Source organism: Dokdonella sp. (assembly GCF_019634815.1).
Taxonomy (GTDB): domain Bacteria; phylum Pseudomonadota; class Gammaproteobacteria; order Xanthomonadales; family Rhodanobacteraceae; genus Dokdonella_A.
This window is the reverse complement of record NZ_JAHCAP010000003.1, coordinates 28,046-43,824: the sequence shown is the minus strand read 5'-3', so window position 1 is coordinate 43,824 and position 15,779 is coordinate 28,046. Positions and strand designations below refer to the sequence as shown.

Sequence of the window (15,779 nt, the reverse complement as noted above, 5' to 3'; positions counted from 1 at the left end):
TTACTTGTTGTCGTCCTTGACCTCGGTGAACTCGGCGTCGACGACGTCGTCATCCTTGTGTGCGCCGGCACCGGAATGTGCCTCACCCTCGCCTGCACCCTGCTGCGCGGCGGCGAACAGCGGCTGGGCCGCCTGTTCGAGCGCATTGGTCCGCGATTCGATCTGCGCCTTGTCCTCGCCCTTGGCAACCTTCTCGAGTTCGGCCAGTGCTTCTTCGATACGACCGATCTCGCCCGGCACCTTGCCGCCGTGATCCTTGATCGCCGCGCGGGTGGCTGCGATCAGCTGGTCGGCCTTGTTGCGCGCGCCGATCAATTCGTGGAACTTCTTGTCCTCTTCCTTGTTGGTCTCGGCATCGCGCACCATGCGCTGGATCTCGTCCTCGGACAGACCCGAGCTGCCCTTGATCTCGATGCGCTGCTCCTTGCCGGTGTTCTTGTCCTTGGCCGAGACATGCAGGATGCCGTTGGCATCGATGTCGAAGCCGACTTCGATCTGCGGCATGCCGCGTTGCGCCGGCTGGATGCCGGTGAGGTCGAACTTGCCGAGCGACTTGTTGTAACGCGCCTGCTCACGCTCACCCTGAAGCACATGCACGGTCACGGCGCTCTGGTTGTCCTCGGCGGTCGAGAACACCTGGCTGGCCTTGGTTGGAATGGTGGTGTTCTTCTCGATCAGCTTGGTCATCACGCCACCGAGCGTCTCGATACCCAGCGACAGCGGGGTGACATCGAGCAGCAGCACGTCCTTGACCGCGCCAGACAGCACGCCGCCCTGGATCGCCGCACCGACCGCAACCGCCTCGTCGGGGTTGACGTCCTTGCGCGGCTCCTTGCCGAAGAAGTCCTTGACCACTTCCTGCACCTTGGGCATGCGCGTCTGGCCGCCGACGAGGATCACCTCGTTGACATCCGAAACCTTGAGCCCCGCATCGCTGAGCGCGGTGCGGCACGGCGCGATGGTCTTCTCGACCAAGTCGCCGACCAGCGCTTCGAGCTTGGCGCGCGTGAGCTTGATGTTGAGATGCTTCGGGCCCGAGGCATCGGCCGTGATGTAGGGCAGGTTCACTTCGGTCTGGTGCGAGGACGACAATTCGATCTTGGCGCGCTCGGCCGCGTCCTTGAGGCGCTGCAACGCGAGCGGATCGTTCTTGAGATCCACGCCCTGGTCCTTCTTGAACTCGTCGACGAGGTAGTCGATCACGCGCTTGTCGAAATCCTCGCCGCCGAGGAAGGTGTCGCCATTGGTGGCGAGCACTTCGAACTGCTTCTCGCCATCGACTTCGGCAATCTCGATGATCGAGATGTCGAAGGTGCCGCCACCCAGGTCATACACCGCGATCTTGCGATCGCCGCCTTTCTTGTCCAGGCCATAGGCGAGCGCGGCCGCGGTCGGCTCATTGATGATGCGCTTGACCTCCAGACCGGCAATGCGGCCGGCATCCTTGGTCGCCTGGCGCTGGCTGTCGTTGAAGTAGGCCGGCACCGTGATCACCGCCTCGGTGACGGCTTCGCCAAGGAAATCCTCGGCGGTCTTCTTCATCTTCATCAGCACCTTGGCCGAAATCTCCGGCGGCGGCATCTTCTTGCCGTCGGAAGTTTCCACCCAGGCGTCACCATTGCCGTGCGCGACGATGCCGTAGGGCACCATGCCGACGTCCTTCTGCACTTCGGCATCGGTGAACTTGCGGCCGATCAGGCGCTTGACCGCGTAGAAGGTGTTCTTGGGGTTGGTCACGGCCTGACGCTTGGCAGTGGCGCCGACGACGACTTCGTTGTCCTTGAAGGCGACCACCGATGGGGTCGTGCGATCACCCTCGGAGTTCTCGATGACGCGCGCCGTGCTGCCTTCCATCACCGCCACGCACGAATTGGTCGTGCCAAGGTCGATACCGATGATCTTGCCCATTGTGTTGTCTCCCGCGATTGATCTGGTTGCGGCCGAATGCCGCGCTGTCTCGAAAATATGGGGCGTATGGCCGCTTTCAAGCGCCGCGCAACGGCGCCCGACTCATTTGCTCACCGACACCATCGCCGGTCGCAGCAGGCGCTCGTTGAGCACATAGCCTTTCTGCATTACCAGCGCGACCTTGCCGGCACCCAGCCCGGGCGCCTCGACCATCGCCATCGCCTGATGGCGTTCGGGATCGAAGGCCTCACCGACCACGCCGACCGCGCACAGCCCATGCGCGCCAACCACCCGCTCGAATTCGCGCAGGGTCAGTTCCACGCCGCCGCGCAGCGCCGCCGCATCGCCGGTCTCGGCGGTGAGCCCGCGCTCGAGGTTGTCGAGCACCGGCAACAAGTCGGCAAGCAGCTTTTCGTTGGCGAACTTGCGCGCCTGATCCAGATCGCGCTGCAGGCGCTTGCGCTGGTTGTCGAGATCGGCGCGCTCGCGCAACACCGTCTCGCGCATTTCCGCGAGCTTGGCCTCGGCCTCGCCCAACTGGCGGCTGAGTGTCTGGATGCCCTGATCGACCGCATCGGTCGCATCCGCCGGCGTCGCCTCCGGCATCGGCGTGGTGCTTTGCATTCCTTCCTCCCATTCGATCGCGCCTGCCCCGCCAATGGCGGCAGCAGCCTGCGCTGATGTATCCGACCTGCACGAAACCGCTTAATGCGGCCTTCGGAACCAGCTTCAAGGCCGCTCTGGCCCATGGCCGGGCGCAAAGCCGCCGATGGTAGCCGATTCGTAGACCCGCAGGCGTATCAGGCGCGGCGCAGCGCGCTGGAAATGATCTGCGCGGTGGCCTGCACCACCGGGATCACCCGCTCGTAGGCCATGCGCGTTGGGCCGATCACGCCCAGCACCCCGAGCACGCGACTGTCCACGCCATAGGGCGCGGTCACGAGGCTGTAGCCATCGAGTGCGGGAAAACCGGATTCCTCACCGATGAACAGGCGCACCCCGTCGGCATGTGCGCAGCGCTCGAGCAGTTGCAGCAGGTCGCGCTTGCGCTGAAAAGCCTCGAACAGTTCGCGCAGGCGATCGACGTCGGCGCCGTCCTGACGGCCCATGAGGTTGGTCTGACCGGCCACCAGCATGTCGTTGCCGCTGTCCTGGAATGCCTTCGAGGCCACCTCGATGGTCGCGGTCAGCAAAGTGTTGAGGCGCGCGCCCTCGTCCTGCATCTCGCGCAGCAGGCGCGTGCGAATCTCGTCGATGCGCAGGCCGCTGAAATTGGCGTTGAGAAAGTTGGCGATCTGCTCGAGCTCGGATGGCGCATAGGGACGCTGCGGCACGATCACGCGGTTCTGCACCTGGCCGTCGGTGAACACCAGGATCACCAACACGCGGCCGCCATCGAGCGGCACGAAGTCGATCTGGCGGAACGGGAACTCTTCGCGCCGCGGCACGCTGACGACGCCGACGAAATGGGTCATCTGCGAGAGCAGCGCGCTGGCGCTGCCGAGCAGATCGGGGGTGGCCGCCTCGGTGGGCAGCTCGCGGCGCAATTGCGCCAGCTCGCCCTCGCCCAGCGGCTGCATTTCCAGCAGGCTGTCGACGAATACCCGATAGCCCTGCGCGGTGGGCACCCGTCCGGCCGAAGTATGCGGTGCGGCGACCAGACCGAAATCCTCGAGATCGGCCATGATGTTGCGAATCGTCGCCGGGCTCACGTCCAGACCCGAGGATTTGGACAGCGAGCGCGAACCGACCGGCTGGCCCTCGTGGATGTACTGGGCGATCAACGAACGCAGCAGATGGCGCGCACGTGCATCGAGATGTCGGGATACCGCGTTCATCAATCTCCGGTGCGTGTGCCCATCGACGGGACGCGCAGCTGCATTGCCTACACAATAAGCCCGCCGCCGGGTGATTTCCATGCCTGCGCGCGGCTTGGCCGCCATCGCCACGCGTGCTAGCGTGCGGCGCCTTCCGCAGCAACACCCATGCGATGCTGAAAAGCCTCTACGTCAAGGATTTCGCGATCGTCGGCGAGTCCGATGTCAGCTTCGGTCCCGGCCTCACCGTGGTCACCGGCGAGACCGGCGCCGGCAAATCGCTGCTGGTCGACGCCCTGCTGCTGCTTGCCGGCGGGCGCGGTGACGCGACGATGGTGCGACACGGCTGCGAGCGCGCCGAACTATCGGCAGAGTTCGACCTGACCGGCCGCGCCGACCTGCGTGACTGGCTCGTGGCCGAGGACCTCGACGAGGATGGCGCCTGCCAGCTGCGCCGCGTGCTGCGCAGCGAAGGCAGCTCGCGCGCCTGGATCAATGGGCGACCGGTCACGCTCGGTCAGCTCAAGATACTCGCCGCACGCCTGATCGAGATTCACGGCCAGCATGAACATCAGGCCCTGCTCGACCGCGGCCAGCAACTGACCCTGCTCGACACTTTCGGCGGTCATGCCGACGAACTGGTCGAAGTCGCCCGCCTAGCGCGTGCCTGGCGCGCGACCGCCGCCCGCATCGCCGAGCTTTCGCGCAGTGCCGACCCGGGCGAACGCATCGACTGGCTGGACCACCAACTTGCCGAACTCGACCGCCATGCGCTCGCGCCAGAGGCTTTGGCCGAACTCGAAGTGAACCACCGGCGCCTCGCCAACTCGGGACAATTGCTGCAAGGCTGCGCTGCGCTCGCCGAACGTCTCGACGGCGATCATGATTTCGCCTTGCTGCGGCAGGTCGCACGCGCCCAAGGCGACATCAATCAGCTGATCGCACTCGACCCAAGGCTGGCACCGATCGGCGAACTCATCGACGCGGCGCAGATCCAGCTCAACGAAGCCGGCGACAGCATCGTGCGCTACCAGTCGGCACTCGATCTCGACCCCGAACGGCTGGCCGGAATCGAGTCACAACTGGGCAAACTGCACGAACTCGCACGCAAACACCGCCTGCGCGTCGCCGACCTGCCCGCCCAGGCCCAGAGACTGCGCGAAGAACTCGAGAGCCTGCGCAGCGCCAGCGCCAGCATCGAGGCACTGCGGGGCGAGCAGGCTCAGCTCGGCGCCGACTACGCCAAGGCAGCCGCAGCTTTGTCGACACGCCGCCGCGCGACCGCCCGCAGCCTGGGCGAATCGGTCAGCGCCCTCATGTCCGAACTGGGAATGTCCGGCGGCCGCTTCGAGGTGCAGCTGGATGCCCAATCAGGCGATGAACCCGATGTGCAAGGCGCTGAGCGCGTCGACTTCCTCGTCAGCGCCAATCCCGGCCAGCCGCCGCGGCCACTGCGCAAAGTGGCATCGGGCGGCGAGTTGGCCCGCATCAGCCTGGCCATCGAGGTGGCCGCGCTCGGCAGCGACGAGATCGCCACGATGGTGTTCGACGAAGTCGATGCCGGCATCGGCGGCGCGGTTGCCGAAATCGTCGGCCAGAAACTGCGCGCGCTGGGCACGCAGCGTCAGGTGCTGTGCGTGACGCACCTGCCTCAGGTGGCCGCGCAAGGCCACGCCCATCTGCGCGCGAGCAAGCGCAGTGAGGGCGACAGCACGCACACACGCATCGAACCCCTCGCCAGCGCCGCCCGCGAGGATGAAATCGCACGCATGCTCGGCGGAATCGAGATCACCCGCGAAACCCGCGCCCACGCGCGCCAGATGCTCACCCGCGCCACGGGGGCGGATCGGTCCTGAGGGGCTTGCCGCAGCTGCGGCACCCGGCCCTCCGAAGTGGCCGCAGGTTTATTTCTTCTTCACCTGGCGCACGTAGAGCACGAGGCTGTGATCCTCGATCGTGTAGCCGTGCCTGGCCGCGATGTCGTGCTGCAGGCGCTCGATCTCTTCGCTCGCGAATTCGATCACCTTGCCGGTCTCGACATCGACCATGTGATCGTGGTGCTTGCCGCGATCGAGTTCGAACACCGCCTGGCCGCCCTCGAAATTGTGCTTGAGCACGATGCCGGCGGCTTCGAACTGGGTCAGCACGCGATACACCGTGGCCAAGCCGATGTCGTCGTCGTTGTCGAGCAATTGGCGGTAGATGTCCTCGGCCGTGAAGTGCCTGCCCTCACGGCTGTCGAGAATTTCGAGGATGCGCATGCGCGGATGCGTGACCTTGAGACCGGCCTTGCGCAACTCATTGGATTCCATCGACTTGTCCCCCGCGGATGCGTTCATCGGATGATGGCCTCCCAAGCTTGCGGATCAGGCTCGTAGTGTATCATCGCTGCTTTCGCCACCTCGGAAACCGCTTGCATGCGCCTGCGTTGGACCCTCCTGCTCGCCCTCGCCCCGCTGACCGGCTGCGGCCTCATCTACAAGGTCGATGCACAGCAGGGCAGCTTGCTCGACAAGGGCACGGTCGAAGCCCTGCAACCGGGCATGAGCAAGCGTCAGGTGCTGTTGGTGATGGGTTCGCCCTCGGTGATCAGCCCGTTCGAACAGAACCGTTGGGACTACGTTTCCACTGTGCGGCGCGGCCGCGGCAAGATGGACCGCAAGGACCTCGTGTTGCATTTCGAGAACGACGTGCTGGCCAGGATTGAAGGCGATTACTTCGAAGAGAACCCCGAACAACTGGTCAAGGATGCGCGCAAGTACAAACGCCAGTATCCCGACGAAAAGCGCAGCGACGAAGAGAAGAAGAAAAAGCGCCGCGGCCAGCAGCAGGGGTGAAACCACCTAGCGCCGGCGCTGTGCTCGCAGCCGACGCGCATCCTTCGGATCGATCTTGAGCGGCCGATACAGCTCGATGCGATCGCCCGCGGCCACCGGCGCATCGAGCGTCACGCGCCTGGACCAGATGCCCGCCTGCAGCGTGCCCGCATCGATGCCGCACTCGCGCTCCACTGCCGAAGCCGTGATTGCATCGCGCACCGTGCTTCCCGCAGGCAACTCGACCGCGCGCAGGACTTGAACCTCGGGCGTCGCCCAGGCCACTTCCACACGCAGCATGGGCGTTTTTTCAGCCATCGAGTTTCGATGCCGCCAGCACGAAGTCATCGACCATGCGCGTGGCCAGGCCCTGAAAGCCGAGCCGCAGCGCCGGCCCCATGAGCTTGCCGGAATAATCGAAATCCAGTGCCAGCGCGATCTTGCAGCCTGCCTCACCCAACGCCACGAAACTCCACTCGCCATCGAGCGTGCGCAAGGGGCCATCGACGAGTTGCATGTGCAGGCGCTGCGCGCGCTCGAAGGTGTTGCGCGTGGTGAAGCTCTGGGTGAAGCCGGCCAGGCGCAGGTCCAGCCGCGCGACCAGCGACTGCTCCGCACGCTCGAGCACGCGGCTGGCTGCGCACCAGCTGAAGCGGCTCGGGTATGCTTCCACGTCATTGACCAGATCGAACATCTGCTCGGGCGTGCGGCGAACGATGGCCTGGCGTCGAATCTGGATCATGCAAGCAACCTGGCAACCCTGATGGCAAACCCGAAATCCAAGGACAAATCCGCGAATGCGACGATCGCGCTGAACAAGCGCGCGCGCCACGAATACCACATCGACCAGCACTACGAGGCCGGTATCGCGCTGCAAGGCTGGGAGGTCAAGAGTCTGCGCGCCGGGCGCGCCAATCTGGGCGATGCCTACGCGATCGTCAAGGGTGGCGAGATCTTCCTGTTCGGTGCCTCGATCGTGCCGCTGATCTCGGCTTCCACCCATGTCGTCGCCGACGACCGCCGCACGCGCAAGTTGCTGCTGCATCGCGAAGAGATCGACAAGCTCATTGGCGCGATCGAACGCAAGGGCTACACCCTGATCCCGCTGGCGATGTACTGGAAGAACAACCGCGCCAAGATCGATCTTGGCCTTGCCCGCGGCAAGCAGGAACACGACAAGCGCGACAGCGAAAAGGAGCGCGACTGGAACCGCGAGAAGCAACGCGTGATGCGCGCGAAGAACCGCCAAGCCTGATTCGCGTGTTGCGACGGCTTGATTTCACCCGGCACTGCCACCACCATTGCCCTACCCCGGGGGCGACATGGTTTCGACGGGGGACGCGAAGTAGTCTGGAGCATGCCGAGGGCGTCATCTTCCTCGTTAATCCGGTGGCAAAAAACTAGACGCGAACGACGACGTCTACGCTCTGGCCGCTTAAGGCCTAGCCCCGAACCCACTTGTGCCTGTGCTCGTGGATGTAGGGTCACTATCACAGGATCGTCCGCGCCGGCGCCTTTCGGTTGCGGATCAAATCCAAGAGGCTGGTCCTGCGGTGCGCCTCGCACGTTGTGTTGCCGCAAGACGAGATCAAACAGCGTGACAAGCATGTAGCGCCGGGCACGGAGTGCCTTCGGACGCGGGTTCAATTCCCGCCGCCTCCACCAAACACGAAACGGCCACCCTTGCGGTGGCCGTTTTGCGTTTGGCGCGGGTGGTGTGGATGCGAAGCCCAGCGCACGCGCCGCGTGCCGCGGGTTCACTGCGCAGGCAGGATGCCGCAGCGGACAGCGCCGACGGCGCTGGCCCGCGCGCAAGCGCGGGCGAGGACCAGAACGGTCCGAGCCATTCCCGCCGCCTCCACCAATAGCGAAACCCCAACCGTTCTCGGTTGGGCTTTTTTCTTGCCTGATCGCGCCGGATCCCGCGTGTTGTTGGGGGTTCCTGCGGACTACGCAGGTCAGCCTCTCAGCCCGTTCCAGGCCACATTCCACACTCTCTTGACCATTCCTCGCTCCGACCTCGCTCCCTGGAACTGGCCCGAAGTCCGCAAGGGCCGCAACTCATACCCATACAGGTCAAAAGGTTACGCGCGGACGAATCAAGCGGTTGGGTTGCTCACCCCATCCCTGGGGATCGCCCCTGCGGGGCCGACTTGCGTCGTCCAAAATCGCTCCCGGCGATTTTGTGCAGCATCGGGGGGCGAAGGACACGCTGCGGGTGCGTTTCGTCGGTAGTCATCAAGTACTACCGACACATTGCGACGCGGGAGTACGTGCCTGGATGGTGACCAAGACAAGAAGCACCTTGTCAGGACAATGTCCGGACGCCTAAAATTAGGGCATCCAAGATCAGTCCGGAGGGGCACCATGAGCACCCAGAGTCTTTCCAAGACCGAACGCATTGACGTTCGTGCCAGCACGCCGGTCAAGCAACTGCTGCAGGAAGCCGCGCGTGCCTGCCACAAGAACGTCAGCGAGTTCCTGCTCGACGCGGGCGTGACGGCGGCCGCGCAGACGCTGGCGGATCGTCGCCAGTTCGTGCTCGACGACACGCAGTGGCAAGCCTTCCAAGAGGCACTGGACCGTCCGGTGCAACGCAAGCCGCGTCTGAAGAAGTTGCTGCGCGAACCCGGGGTGCTGGGTTGAGCAATGACTACTCACCCGTTCGCAAACTCGCTGCAACGGATCAGATCGATGCGTTCGACTGCGGCCAGGTCGCGCTGAACCAGTTCCTGCAGCGCTACGCGCTCATCAACCAGAAGGCCAACAGCGCGCAGACCTACGTCTGCTGCCAAGGTGACGTGGTGGTCGGCTTCTACAGCCTCGCAGTCGGCAGTGTCGATCCAGAGGCCGCACCGTCGAGAGTGATGAAGGGACTGGCGCGCCACCCGGTGCCAGTCATGATCCTGGCCCGGCTGGCGGTGGACAAAGAGCATCAGCGCAAGGGCTTGGGCCAGGCCTTGCTCAAGAATGCGCTGCTGCGCACAGCACAAGCCGCCGACATCGCCGGTATCCGCTGCCTGTTGGTCCATGCCAAGGACGACGCAGCACGGCAGTGGTACGAATCATGGGAGTTCGAGCCCAGCCCGACTGATCCGTACCATCTCTTCCTGATGCTCAAGGATCTCAAGGGCATGTTGAACTGAGTTGGGGTCTCCACCTCAGAGCCCGACTCTCTCGCGCTGCTCATCCCACAGCGCTGACGGATCGACCGTCAGCTCGAACAGCGTGACGTGGTTCGGCAATGCGTCGTCCAAGAAGGCCAGGCAGCGCGCCGAACTGGAACTGGACCTGATCAAGCAACTGGGGGGCGCACCAGGCGACGTGCTGGCCAAGTGCCGAGCTTTGTGGGCCTTGATCACGACGGGCAATGAGGAGGCGGTGGTCGCGCTTGCAGGGCCTGGACAACTGACTCAAGCTGCTGGCGCAGCCGGGTCACGGTGACTGCTCAGGATCAGGGACAAGGCTCGGAACAAGAATGGATCAACAAACCCAACCGCGGCGGCTGTCCTAAACCAATTCTTTGTCCGAAGAATGCCGGCAGGTCACTGCCATTCCATCACTCGGCTATAATCGCGCGGTTCATAGTTCGTGATGGGAGAAGCGGCCCCTCGGGTTCCGGGAGCCGCTGCCGAAGGCGCAACGCCCGTAATCGCTCAGGCTCGCAACCATCACGCACGGACACTCTGGAGAGACCGGTTCGAACCGGCGCCGAAGGGGCACGAAGCCGGCTTCCATGTGGAATGTCGCGCTTCCAAACTCTCAGGCAAAAGGACAGAGGGGCGCCTCGCCGTGCGGCTCGCACGGATTCCAGCGGAAGCCCTTTGCCATGAGCCAGACCACGCCGTCCCTGCGCGATCTCGAACAACACGATGCCTTCGTCGCCCGCCACATCGGCCCCAACGATGCCGAAATCGCGCAGATGCTGCGCGTGGTGGGTCACGCCTCGCTGGAAGCCTTCACCGATGCGATCGTGCCGGCTTCGATCAAATCCGCGCAGCCGCTGGCATTGCCCGAGGCGATGAGCGAAGTCGATGCGCTGGCGAAGATCCGCGCCATCGCCGACAAGAACCAGGTGTTCAGAAGTTTCATCGGCCAGGGCTATTACGGCACCCACGTGCCCAACGTGATCCTGCGCAACATCCTCGAGAATCCCGCCTGGTACACCGCCTACACGCCGTATCAGGCGGAAATCTCGCAGGGGCGCATGGAAGCGCTTATCAACTTCCAGACCATGGTCGCCGATCTCACCGGCATGGAGATCGCCAACGCCTCGCTGCTCGACGAAGGCAGCGCCGCGGCCGAAGCGATGACGCTGGCCAAGCGCAGCGCAAAATCGAAATCGAACACCCTGCTCGTTTCCGGCGACACCCATCCGCAGACGCTCGAAGTCCTGCGCACTCGCGCCGAGCCGCTCGGGCTGTCGATCGAACTGGCGAACTCGGCCGATGAATACACGGCCGCGCTTGCGCGTGGTGACTACTTCGCGGTGCTGGTGCAGTACCCGGCATCGAGCGGCTGGCTGCATGACTGGGGCAAGGATGCCGATGCGATCCACGCCAAGGGCGCCTTGCTGATCTTCGCCACCGACCTGCTCGCGCTGACCCTGCTCAAGCCGCCGGGCGAGATGGGCGCCGACATCGTGATCGGCAACAGCCAGCGTTTCGGCGTGCCCTTCGGTTTCGGCGGCCCGCATGCGGCCTTCATGGCCTGCCGCGATGCCTACAAGCGCTCGATGCCCGGTCGCCTGATCGGCGTCTCGGTCGATGCCGCCGGCAATCCCGCCTATCGCCTCACCTTGCAGACGCGCGAGCAGCACATCCGCCGCGAGAAGGCGACCTCCAACATCTGCACCGCGCAGGTGCTGCTCGCAGTGATGGCCTCGATGTACGCGGTCTACCATGGCCCCGAAGGACTCAAGCGCATCGCGCAGCGCGTCGCGCGCTACACCGCGATCCTCAAGGCCGGGCTCGCGCAGCTCGGCTTCAGGCACGACCACCATCCCAGTGCCTTTGACACCATCAGCCTCAAGACCGATGGCCAAACCGATGCACTGCTCGCGCGTGCACGCGCGCTGGGCGCGAACCTGCGCAAGGCCTGGGACGGTTACATCTGCATTTCGCTGGACGAGACCACGACGCGCGCCGACCTCGAACTGCTGTGGCGGATCTTCGGCGGTGATGACGCCAGGCTGCCGTCGATCGAGGCCCTCGATGCCAGCGCGCCGTCACTGATCCCCGCCGAACTGCAACGCAGCAGCGCCTTCCTCACCCATCCGGTGTTCAACAGCCACCACAGCGAGCACGAGCTCCTGCGCTACCTGCGCACGCTCGCCGACAAGGATCTGGCGATGGATCGCACGATGATCCCGCTCGGCTCCTGCACGATGAAGCTCAACGCCACCGCCGAGATGATCCCGGTGACCTGGCCACAATTCGGCAACATCCATCCGTTTGCGCCGGCCGAACAGACGCAAGGTTACGAGGAACTCATCAGTGGCCTCGAAGCCATGCTGGTCGAAGCCACCGGCTACGACGCGGTGAGTCTGCAGCCCAACTCCGGTGCGCAGGGCGAATACGCGGGCCTGCTCGCGATTCGCGCCTGGCATGCCTCGCGTGGCGAGAGCCATCGCAACATCTGCCTGATTCCCGAATCCGCGCACGGCACCAATCCGGCCTCGGCGCATCTGGCCGGCATGCAGGTCGTGGTGACCAAGTGCGATGCCAACGGCAACGTCGACGTCGCCGACATCCGCGCGCAGGCCGAGAAGCATTCGGCCCATCTCGCCGCGATCATGATGACCTACCCGTCCACGCATGGCGTGTTCGAGGAAGACGTGGTCGAGATCTGCGAGATCATCCACCAGCACGGCGGTCAGGTGTACACCGACGGCGCCAACATGAACGCGCTGGTCGGCCTCGCCAAGCCCGGAAAGTGGGGCTCGGATGTCTCGCATCTCAACCTGCACAAGACCTTCTGCATTCCGCATGGCGGCGGCGGCCCGGGCGTCGGCCCCTGCGCGGTCAAGGCCCACCTCGCGCCGTTCCTGCCCAAGGCCTTCGGCGAGGACGGCGTGCGCACGCAAGGCACCGGCAACGGCGCGATGGTCGCTGCGGCAACGTTCGGCAGCGCCAGCATCTTGCCGATCAGCTGGATGTACATCGCGATGATGGGTCGCGATGGCCTGCGCAAGGCGACCCAGGTGGCGATGCTCAATGCCAACTACATCGCCAGGCGACTCGAAGCGCACTACCCGACCTTGTACACCGGCCGCAATGGGCTGGTCGCGCACGAGTGCATTCTCGATCTGCGGCCGCTGGAAAAACTCTCCGGCATCAGCGCCGAGGATGTCGCCAAGCGCCTCATCGATTTTGGCTTTCACGCGCCGACGCTCAGCTTCCCGGTGGCCGGCACGCTGATGGTCGAGCCGACCGAGTCCGAATCGCAGCACGAACTCGACCGCTTCATCGACGCGATGATCCAGATCCGCGCCGAAATCCAGCAGGTGATCGACGGCAAGCTCGATCGCGCCGACAACCCGCTCAAGCACGCCCCGCACACCGCGCTCCAGGTGAGCGCTGGCGACTGGGCACATGGCTACGCGCGCGAACTGGCCGCGTTCCCCTTGGCGAGCCTCAAGCAGGTCAAGTACTGGCCGCCGGTAGCACGCGTGGACAACGTCTACGGCGACAAGAACGTGTTCTGCGCCTGCATTCCCTTGAGCGCTTACGCCGAGGGCGACCACGCTGCCTGAGTGGCTCAAGTCGGGGCGACACTGCAGCCTGCGGACAGTCCGCAGGCATCGTGTCCTGATTCGCCACCCTCGTGCGTATTGATGCAGCAGGCGTCGCCCCGCGTCGCCTGCTTTTCTTTCGCTTGCGGAGCCATCATGCGCAAATCGCTGACCTGTCTTGCCCTTGTCCTCGCCACGACGCTTGCCCACGCCGACACGCCGCAATCCCTGAGCGCACAGGTCGGCGATATCGCGTTCGCATCGGCCGACGAGGACATCACCCTCGTGCCGGTCAACGGCAGCTTTTCCTTGGGCGCGAGCACCGCGGGCGCTTCGGCCTGGCCTCCGCCGAAAACGCGCATCGATCGCCTCTCGATCACCTGCGATGGCTTCACCGACGGCAAGCCGCTCGTGCTCGACCACAAGGCCTTCGAGCGCAGCACCTGCGATGTGAGCTTTGCCAAGGGCACCAAGTCGATGGGGGGCGAACCCGATGCCGAGTATCGTCTCGACAAGAACAGCGCCGAGAACCACTTCGAGATCACCCGAGCCGAAGGCAAGGTCTACGAGGGAACGTTCAAGTTCCGGCTCAAGGATGCCGCCGGCAAGGCCATCACCGTGAGCAACGGCCAATTCAAGGTCGAAGACCGCCAGCTCTGAGGCAGGAGCACGCGTGAGCCCTGATCCAAATGGTCAGGGCCGCGGCGCCTGCACAAGCATCAAGCCCGACTCAACGCCGGCAGGTGTTGATGCCGAGCAGACGATAGACCGGGCAGAAGTTGAACAGGCCGGTGGCCAGCGGCACCACGCCAATCCACGCCCACAGCGGCCCCTGGAAGAACAAGGTCCACGCCATCAGGGCCAGGCCCAGGATGATGCGCAGGATCTTGTCGATGCCGCCCACGTTCGCTCTCATGGCACGCCTCTCGATGGCAACGCCGGCATCATGCGCCGGCACGCAGCCATTTACACCATGCGCCGCAGGGTGTCATCGCGCTTGACCCAGTGGTGCCATAGCGCAGCCAGGATGTGCACGCCGATTACCCAATAGAACGCATGACCGATTGCGCCGTGCAGATCCTCGAGCGAATGTGCCACTTCCTTGTTCGGTGCCAGCAGGGCCGGCAGGGCGATGTCGGTGAACGGAATCAGGATCGCCTTGCCATCGGTCCAGGCCGTGGCGAGCCCGAGCAGCGGCATGACGATGAAGAAGGCATACAAGGACAGATGCATGGCCTTGGCGATGAATGCCGTCCAGTGTCCGAGCGGCGGCGTGATCGGCGGCGCGCCATTGCGAAGGCGCGTGAAGATGCGCCAGAACGCGAGCACGAGAATGGCGATGCCAGCCCAGAAATGGCCTTGCATCATGACCACCCGCCCGCCACTGCCGCGCGGAAAATAACCGCGTTGCTCGATGAGGAGGTAGGCAGCGAGGATCAGCAGCGCCATCAGCCAGTGCAGACGGCGCTGCAGCGGGGTGTAGCAGGGGCGGGTTTCGGCGACCAAGGCACGCTCCGGTTTTGGCTTGCGAAATCGTATCGCGCAAACTGCGCGCTTCTCTTCGCCGATCAAGACGGCTTTGCAGTTTCTTGCGTGTCGCCGCCGAGCAGACCCGCGAGGTCGGCGTCCTTCTGCTCCCACAAGCCGTTCATCCACTTCTGGAAGCGCACGCGAAACTCCCGATCATTCTGGTAACTGCCACCCTGCAGGTGCGCCGGCAAGGGATGCCTGCGCACCTGCAACCGAACCTCGGTGACGCGCCCCTGCAACAGGTCGGCAAGGGACGGCACGCCATCCGGATAGGCAATGGTGATGTCCAGGACCGCCTGCAAGCCAGGCCCCATCGCATCAAGCACGAAGGCGACGCCGCCGGACTTGGGCTTGAGCAGGCGCCGGTACGGCGAATGCTGGGCATCGTGCTTGGCTGGCGTGAAGCGCGTGCCCTCGACGAAGTTCATGATCGAGATCGGAATCTCGCGGAACTTCTCGCAGGCGCGGCGCGTGGCCTCGATGTCGCGCCCCGCCAGTTCCGGATTGCGCGCAATCTGCTTGGGCGTGTAGCGGCCCATGAACGGAAAATCCAGTGCCCACCATGCCAGACCAAGCAAGGGCACCCAGAACAATTGGCGCTTGAGGAAAAAGCGCAGCAGCGGGATACGCCGATTGAAAGCCTTCTGCAGGGTGAGGATGTCAACCCAGCTTTGGTGATTGGCAAGCACGAGATAGTGGCCATCGCGGCGAAGATCGGCATCGGCCAGACCCACGATGCTCAGGCGCGTGCTGGTGAGGTGATCCCACATCCAGTTGTTCACACCTATCCAGCTTTCGGCGATCCCCGTGAGCAGGCCGTTGCAGATCCGGCGCACGCCCGGCAGCGGCAGCAGGGCCTTGACCAGGGTCAGCAGCAGCAAGGGCGTGATGTGCGACACCGTGCTGAGCGGAATCATCAGCACGATGAGGATCAGGCGAAGCACAGGCATGCGGCCACCGCGATCGGGAGCGGAA

The 15,779-nt window shown here is 64.5% G+C and carries 17 protein-coding genes, 1 other RNA gene and 1 riboswitch; of the genes, 9 read left to right on the top strand and 9 right to left on the bottom strand.

What is annotated here, in order from left to right; genetic code table 11:
• The 3 genes from dnaK to hrcA all read right to left on the bottom strand — a co-directional run bounded on the left by dnaK (position 1) and on the right by hrcA (position 3,746).
• A complete protein-coding gene (dnaK, locus tag KF759_RS02605; RefSeq protein ID WP_291222851.1) occupies positions 1-1,908 on the bottom strand; it encodes a molecular chaperone DnaK in 1,908 nt (635 codons plus the stop codon).
• A 102-nt stretch (positions 1,909-2,010) separates the two neighbouring features.
• Complete coding sequence (gene grpE / locus KF759_RS02600; RefSeq protein WP_291210699.1) at positions 2,011-2,532, bottom strand: nucleotide exchange factor GrpE; 522 nt, start codon at positions 2,530-2,532, stop codon at positions 2,011-2,013.
• 176 nt (positions 2,533-2,708) lie between these two features.
• Positions 2,709-3,746, bottom strand: a complete 1,038-nt coding sequence (gene hrcA, locus KF759_RS02595; RefSeq protein ID WP_291210697.1) for a heat-inducible transcriptional repressor HrcA — start codon at positions 3,744-3,746, stop codon at positions 2,709-2,711.
• Between the two features lie 152 nt (positions 3,747-3,898).
• On the opposite strand from hrcA, the gene recN reads away from it, so the two are divergent.
• Entirely contained in the window at positions 3,899-5,581 is a 1,683-nt protein-coding gene (gene recN / locus KF759_RS02590) for a DNA repair protein RecN (RefSeq protein ID WP_291222850.1), read from the top strand.
• 48 nt (positions 5,582-5,629) lie between these two features.
• Here recN and fur read toward each other — a convergent pair whose 3' ends face one another.
• Entirely contained in the window at positions 5,630-6,037 is a 408-nt protein-coding gene (gene fur, locus KF759_RS02585) for a ferric iron uptake transcriptional regulator (RefSeq protein WP_291222962.1), read from the bottom strand.
• Positions 6,038-6,142: 105 nt separating this feature from the next.
• Here fur and KF759_RS02580 point away from each other — a divergent pair, with 105 nt between their 5' ends.
• Positions 6,143-6,562: an outer membrane protein assembly factor BamE gene (locus tag KF759_RS02580; protein ID WP_291222849.1), complete on the top strand. Its 420-nt coding sequence runs from the start codon at positions 6,143-6,145 to the stop codon at positions 6,560-6,562.
• 6 nt (positions 6,563-6,568) lie between these two features.
• On the opposite strand, the gene KF759_RS02575 is transcribed toward KF759_RS02580, so the two are convergent.
• Together KF759_RS02575 and KF759_RS02570 are read right to left on the bottom strand one after the other, a co-directional pair.
• A complete protein-coding gene (locus tag KF759_RS02575) occupies positions 6,569-6,859 on the bottom strand; it encodes an RnfH family protein (RefSeq protein WP_291222848.1) in 291 nt (96 codons plus the stop codon).
• Positions 6,852-7,283 carry a type II toxin-antitoxin system RatA family toxin gene (locus KF759_RS02570; protein WP_291222847.1) on the bottom strand — a complete coding sequence of 144 codons (432 nt, stop codon included), beginning with the start codon at positions 7,281-7,283 and terminating at the stop codon, positions 6,852-6,854. Before KF759_RS02570 ends, KF759_RS02575 begins: the two co-directional genes overlap by 8 nt.
• 21 nt (positions 7,284-7,304) lie before the next feature.
• On the opposite strand from KF759_RS02570, the gene smpB reads away from it, so the two are divergent.
• The 7 genes from smpB to KF759_RS02535 all read left to right on the top strand — a co-directional run bounded on the left by smpB (position 7,305) and on the right by KF759_RS02535 (position 13,934).
• Positions 7,305-7,796 (top strand): SsrA-binding protein SmpB, encoded by a 492-nt coding sequence (gene smpB / locus KF759_RS02565; protein ID WP_291222846.1) that lies wholly within the window; start codon positions 7,305-7,307, stop codon positions 7,794-7,796.
• A gap of 58 nt (positions 7,797-7,854) precedes the next feature.
• Positions 7,855-8,206, top strand: a transfer-messenger RNA (tmRNA) gene (ssrA, locus tag KF759_RS02560).
• 702 nt (positions 8,207-8,908) lie between these two features.
• Complete coding sequence (locus tag KF759_RS02555) at positions 8,909-9,187, top strand: DUF1778 domain-containing protein (RefSeq protein WP_291222845.1); 279 nt, start codon at positions 8,909-8,911, stop codon at positions 9,185-9,187.
• Entirely contained in the window at positions 9,184-9,687 is a 504-nt protein-coding gene (locus KF759_RS02550) for a GNAT family N-acetyltransferase (protein WP_291222844.1), read from the top strand. The genes KF759_RS02555 and KF759_RS02550 overlap by 4 nt, the downstream gene beginning before the upstream one ends.
• 82 nt (positions 9,688-9,769) lie before the next feature.
• A complete protein-coding gene (locus KF759_RS02545) occupies positions 9,770-9,985 on the top strand; it encodes a hypothetical protein (RefSeq protein ID WP_291222843.1) in 216 nt (71 codons plus the stop codon).
• A gap of 232 nt (positions 9,986-10,217) precedes the next feature.
• Positions 10,218-10,329, top strand: a riboswitch (glycine riboswitch).
• Positions 10,330-10,370: 41 nt separating this feature from the next.
• Complete coding sequence (gcvP, locus tag KF759_RS02540; RefSeq protein WP_291222842.1) at positions 10,371-13,295, top strand: aminomethyl-transferring glycine dehydrogenase; 2,925 nt, start codon at positions 10,371-10,373, stop codon at positions 13,293-13,295.
• Positions 13,296-13,430: 135 nt separating this feature from the next.
• Positions 13,431-13,934 (top strand): hypothetical protein, encoded by a 504-nt coding sequence (locus KF759_RS02535; protein ID WP_291222841.1) that lies wholly within the window; start codon positions 13,431-13,433, stop codon positions 13,932-13,934.
• 70 nt (positions 13,935-14,004) lie between these two features.
• Here KF759_RS02535 and KF759_RS02530 read toward each other — a convergent pair whose 3' ends face one another.
• The 3 genes from KF759_RS02530 to KF759_RS02520 all read right to left on the bottom strand — a co-directional run bounded on the left by KF759_RS02530 (position 14,005) and on the right by KF759_RS02520 (position 15,754).
• Positions 14,005-14,190 (bottom strand): DUF2892 domain-containing protein, encoded by a 186-nt coding sequence (locus tag KF759_RS02530; protein ID WP_291222840.1) that lies wholly within the window; start codon positions 14,188-14,190, stop codon positions 14,005-14,007.
• A 50-nt stretch (positions 14,191-14,240) separates the two neighbouring features.
• The gene (locus KF759_RS02525) at positions 14,241-14,780 is read right to left on the bottom strand and encodes a cytochrome b (RefSeq protein ID WP_291222839.1); all 540 of its coding nucleotides are present in this window, start codon (positions 14,778-14,780) and stop codon (positions 14,241-14,243) included.
• A 62-nt stretch (positions 14,781-14,842) separates the two neighbouring features.
• Positions 14,843-15,754 carry an acyltransferase gene (locus KF759_RS02520; protein ID WP_291222838.1) on the bottom strand — a complete coding sequence of 304 codons (912 nt, stop codon included), beginning with the start codon at positions 15,752-15,754 and terminating at the stop codon, positions 14,843-14,845.
• Positions 15,755-15,779: the final 25 nt, after the last annotated feature.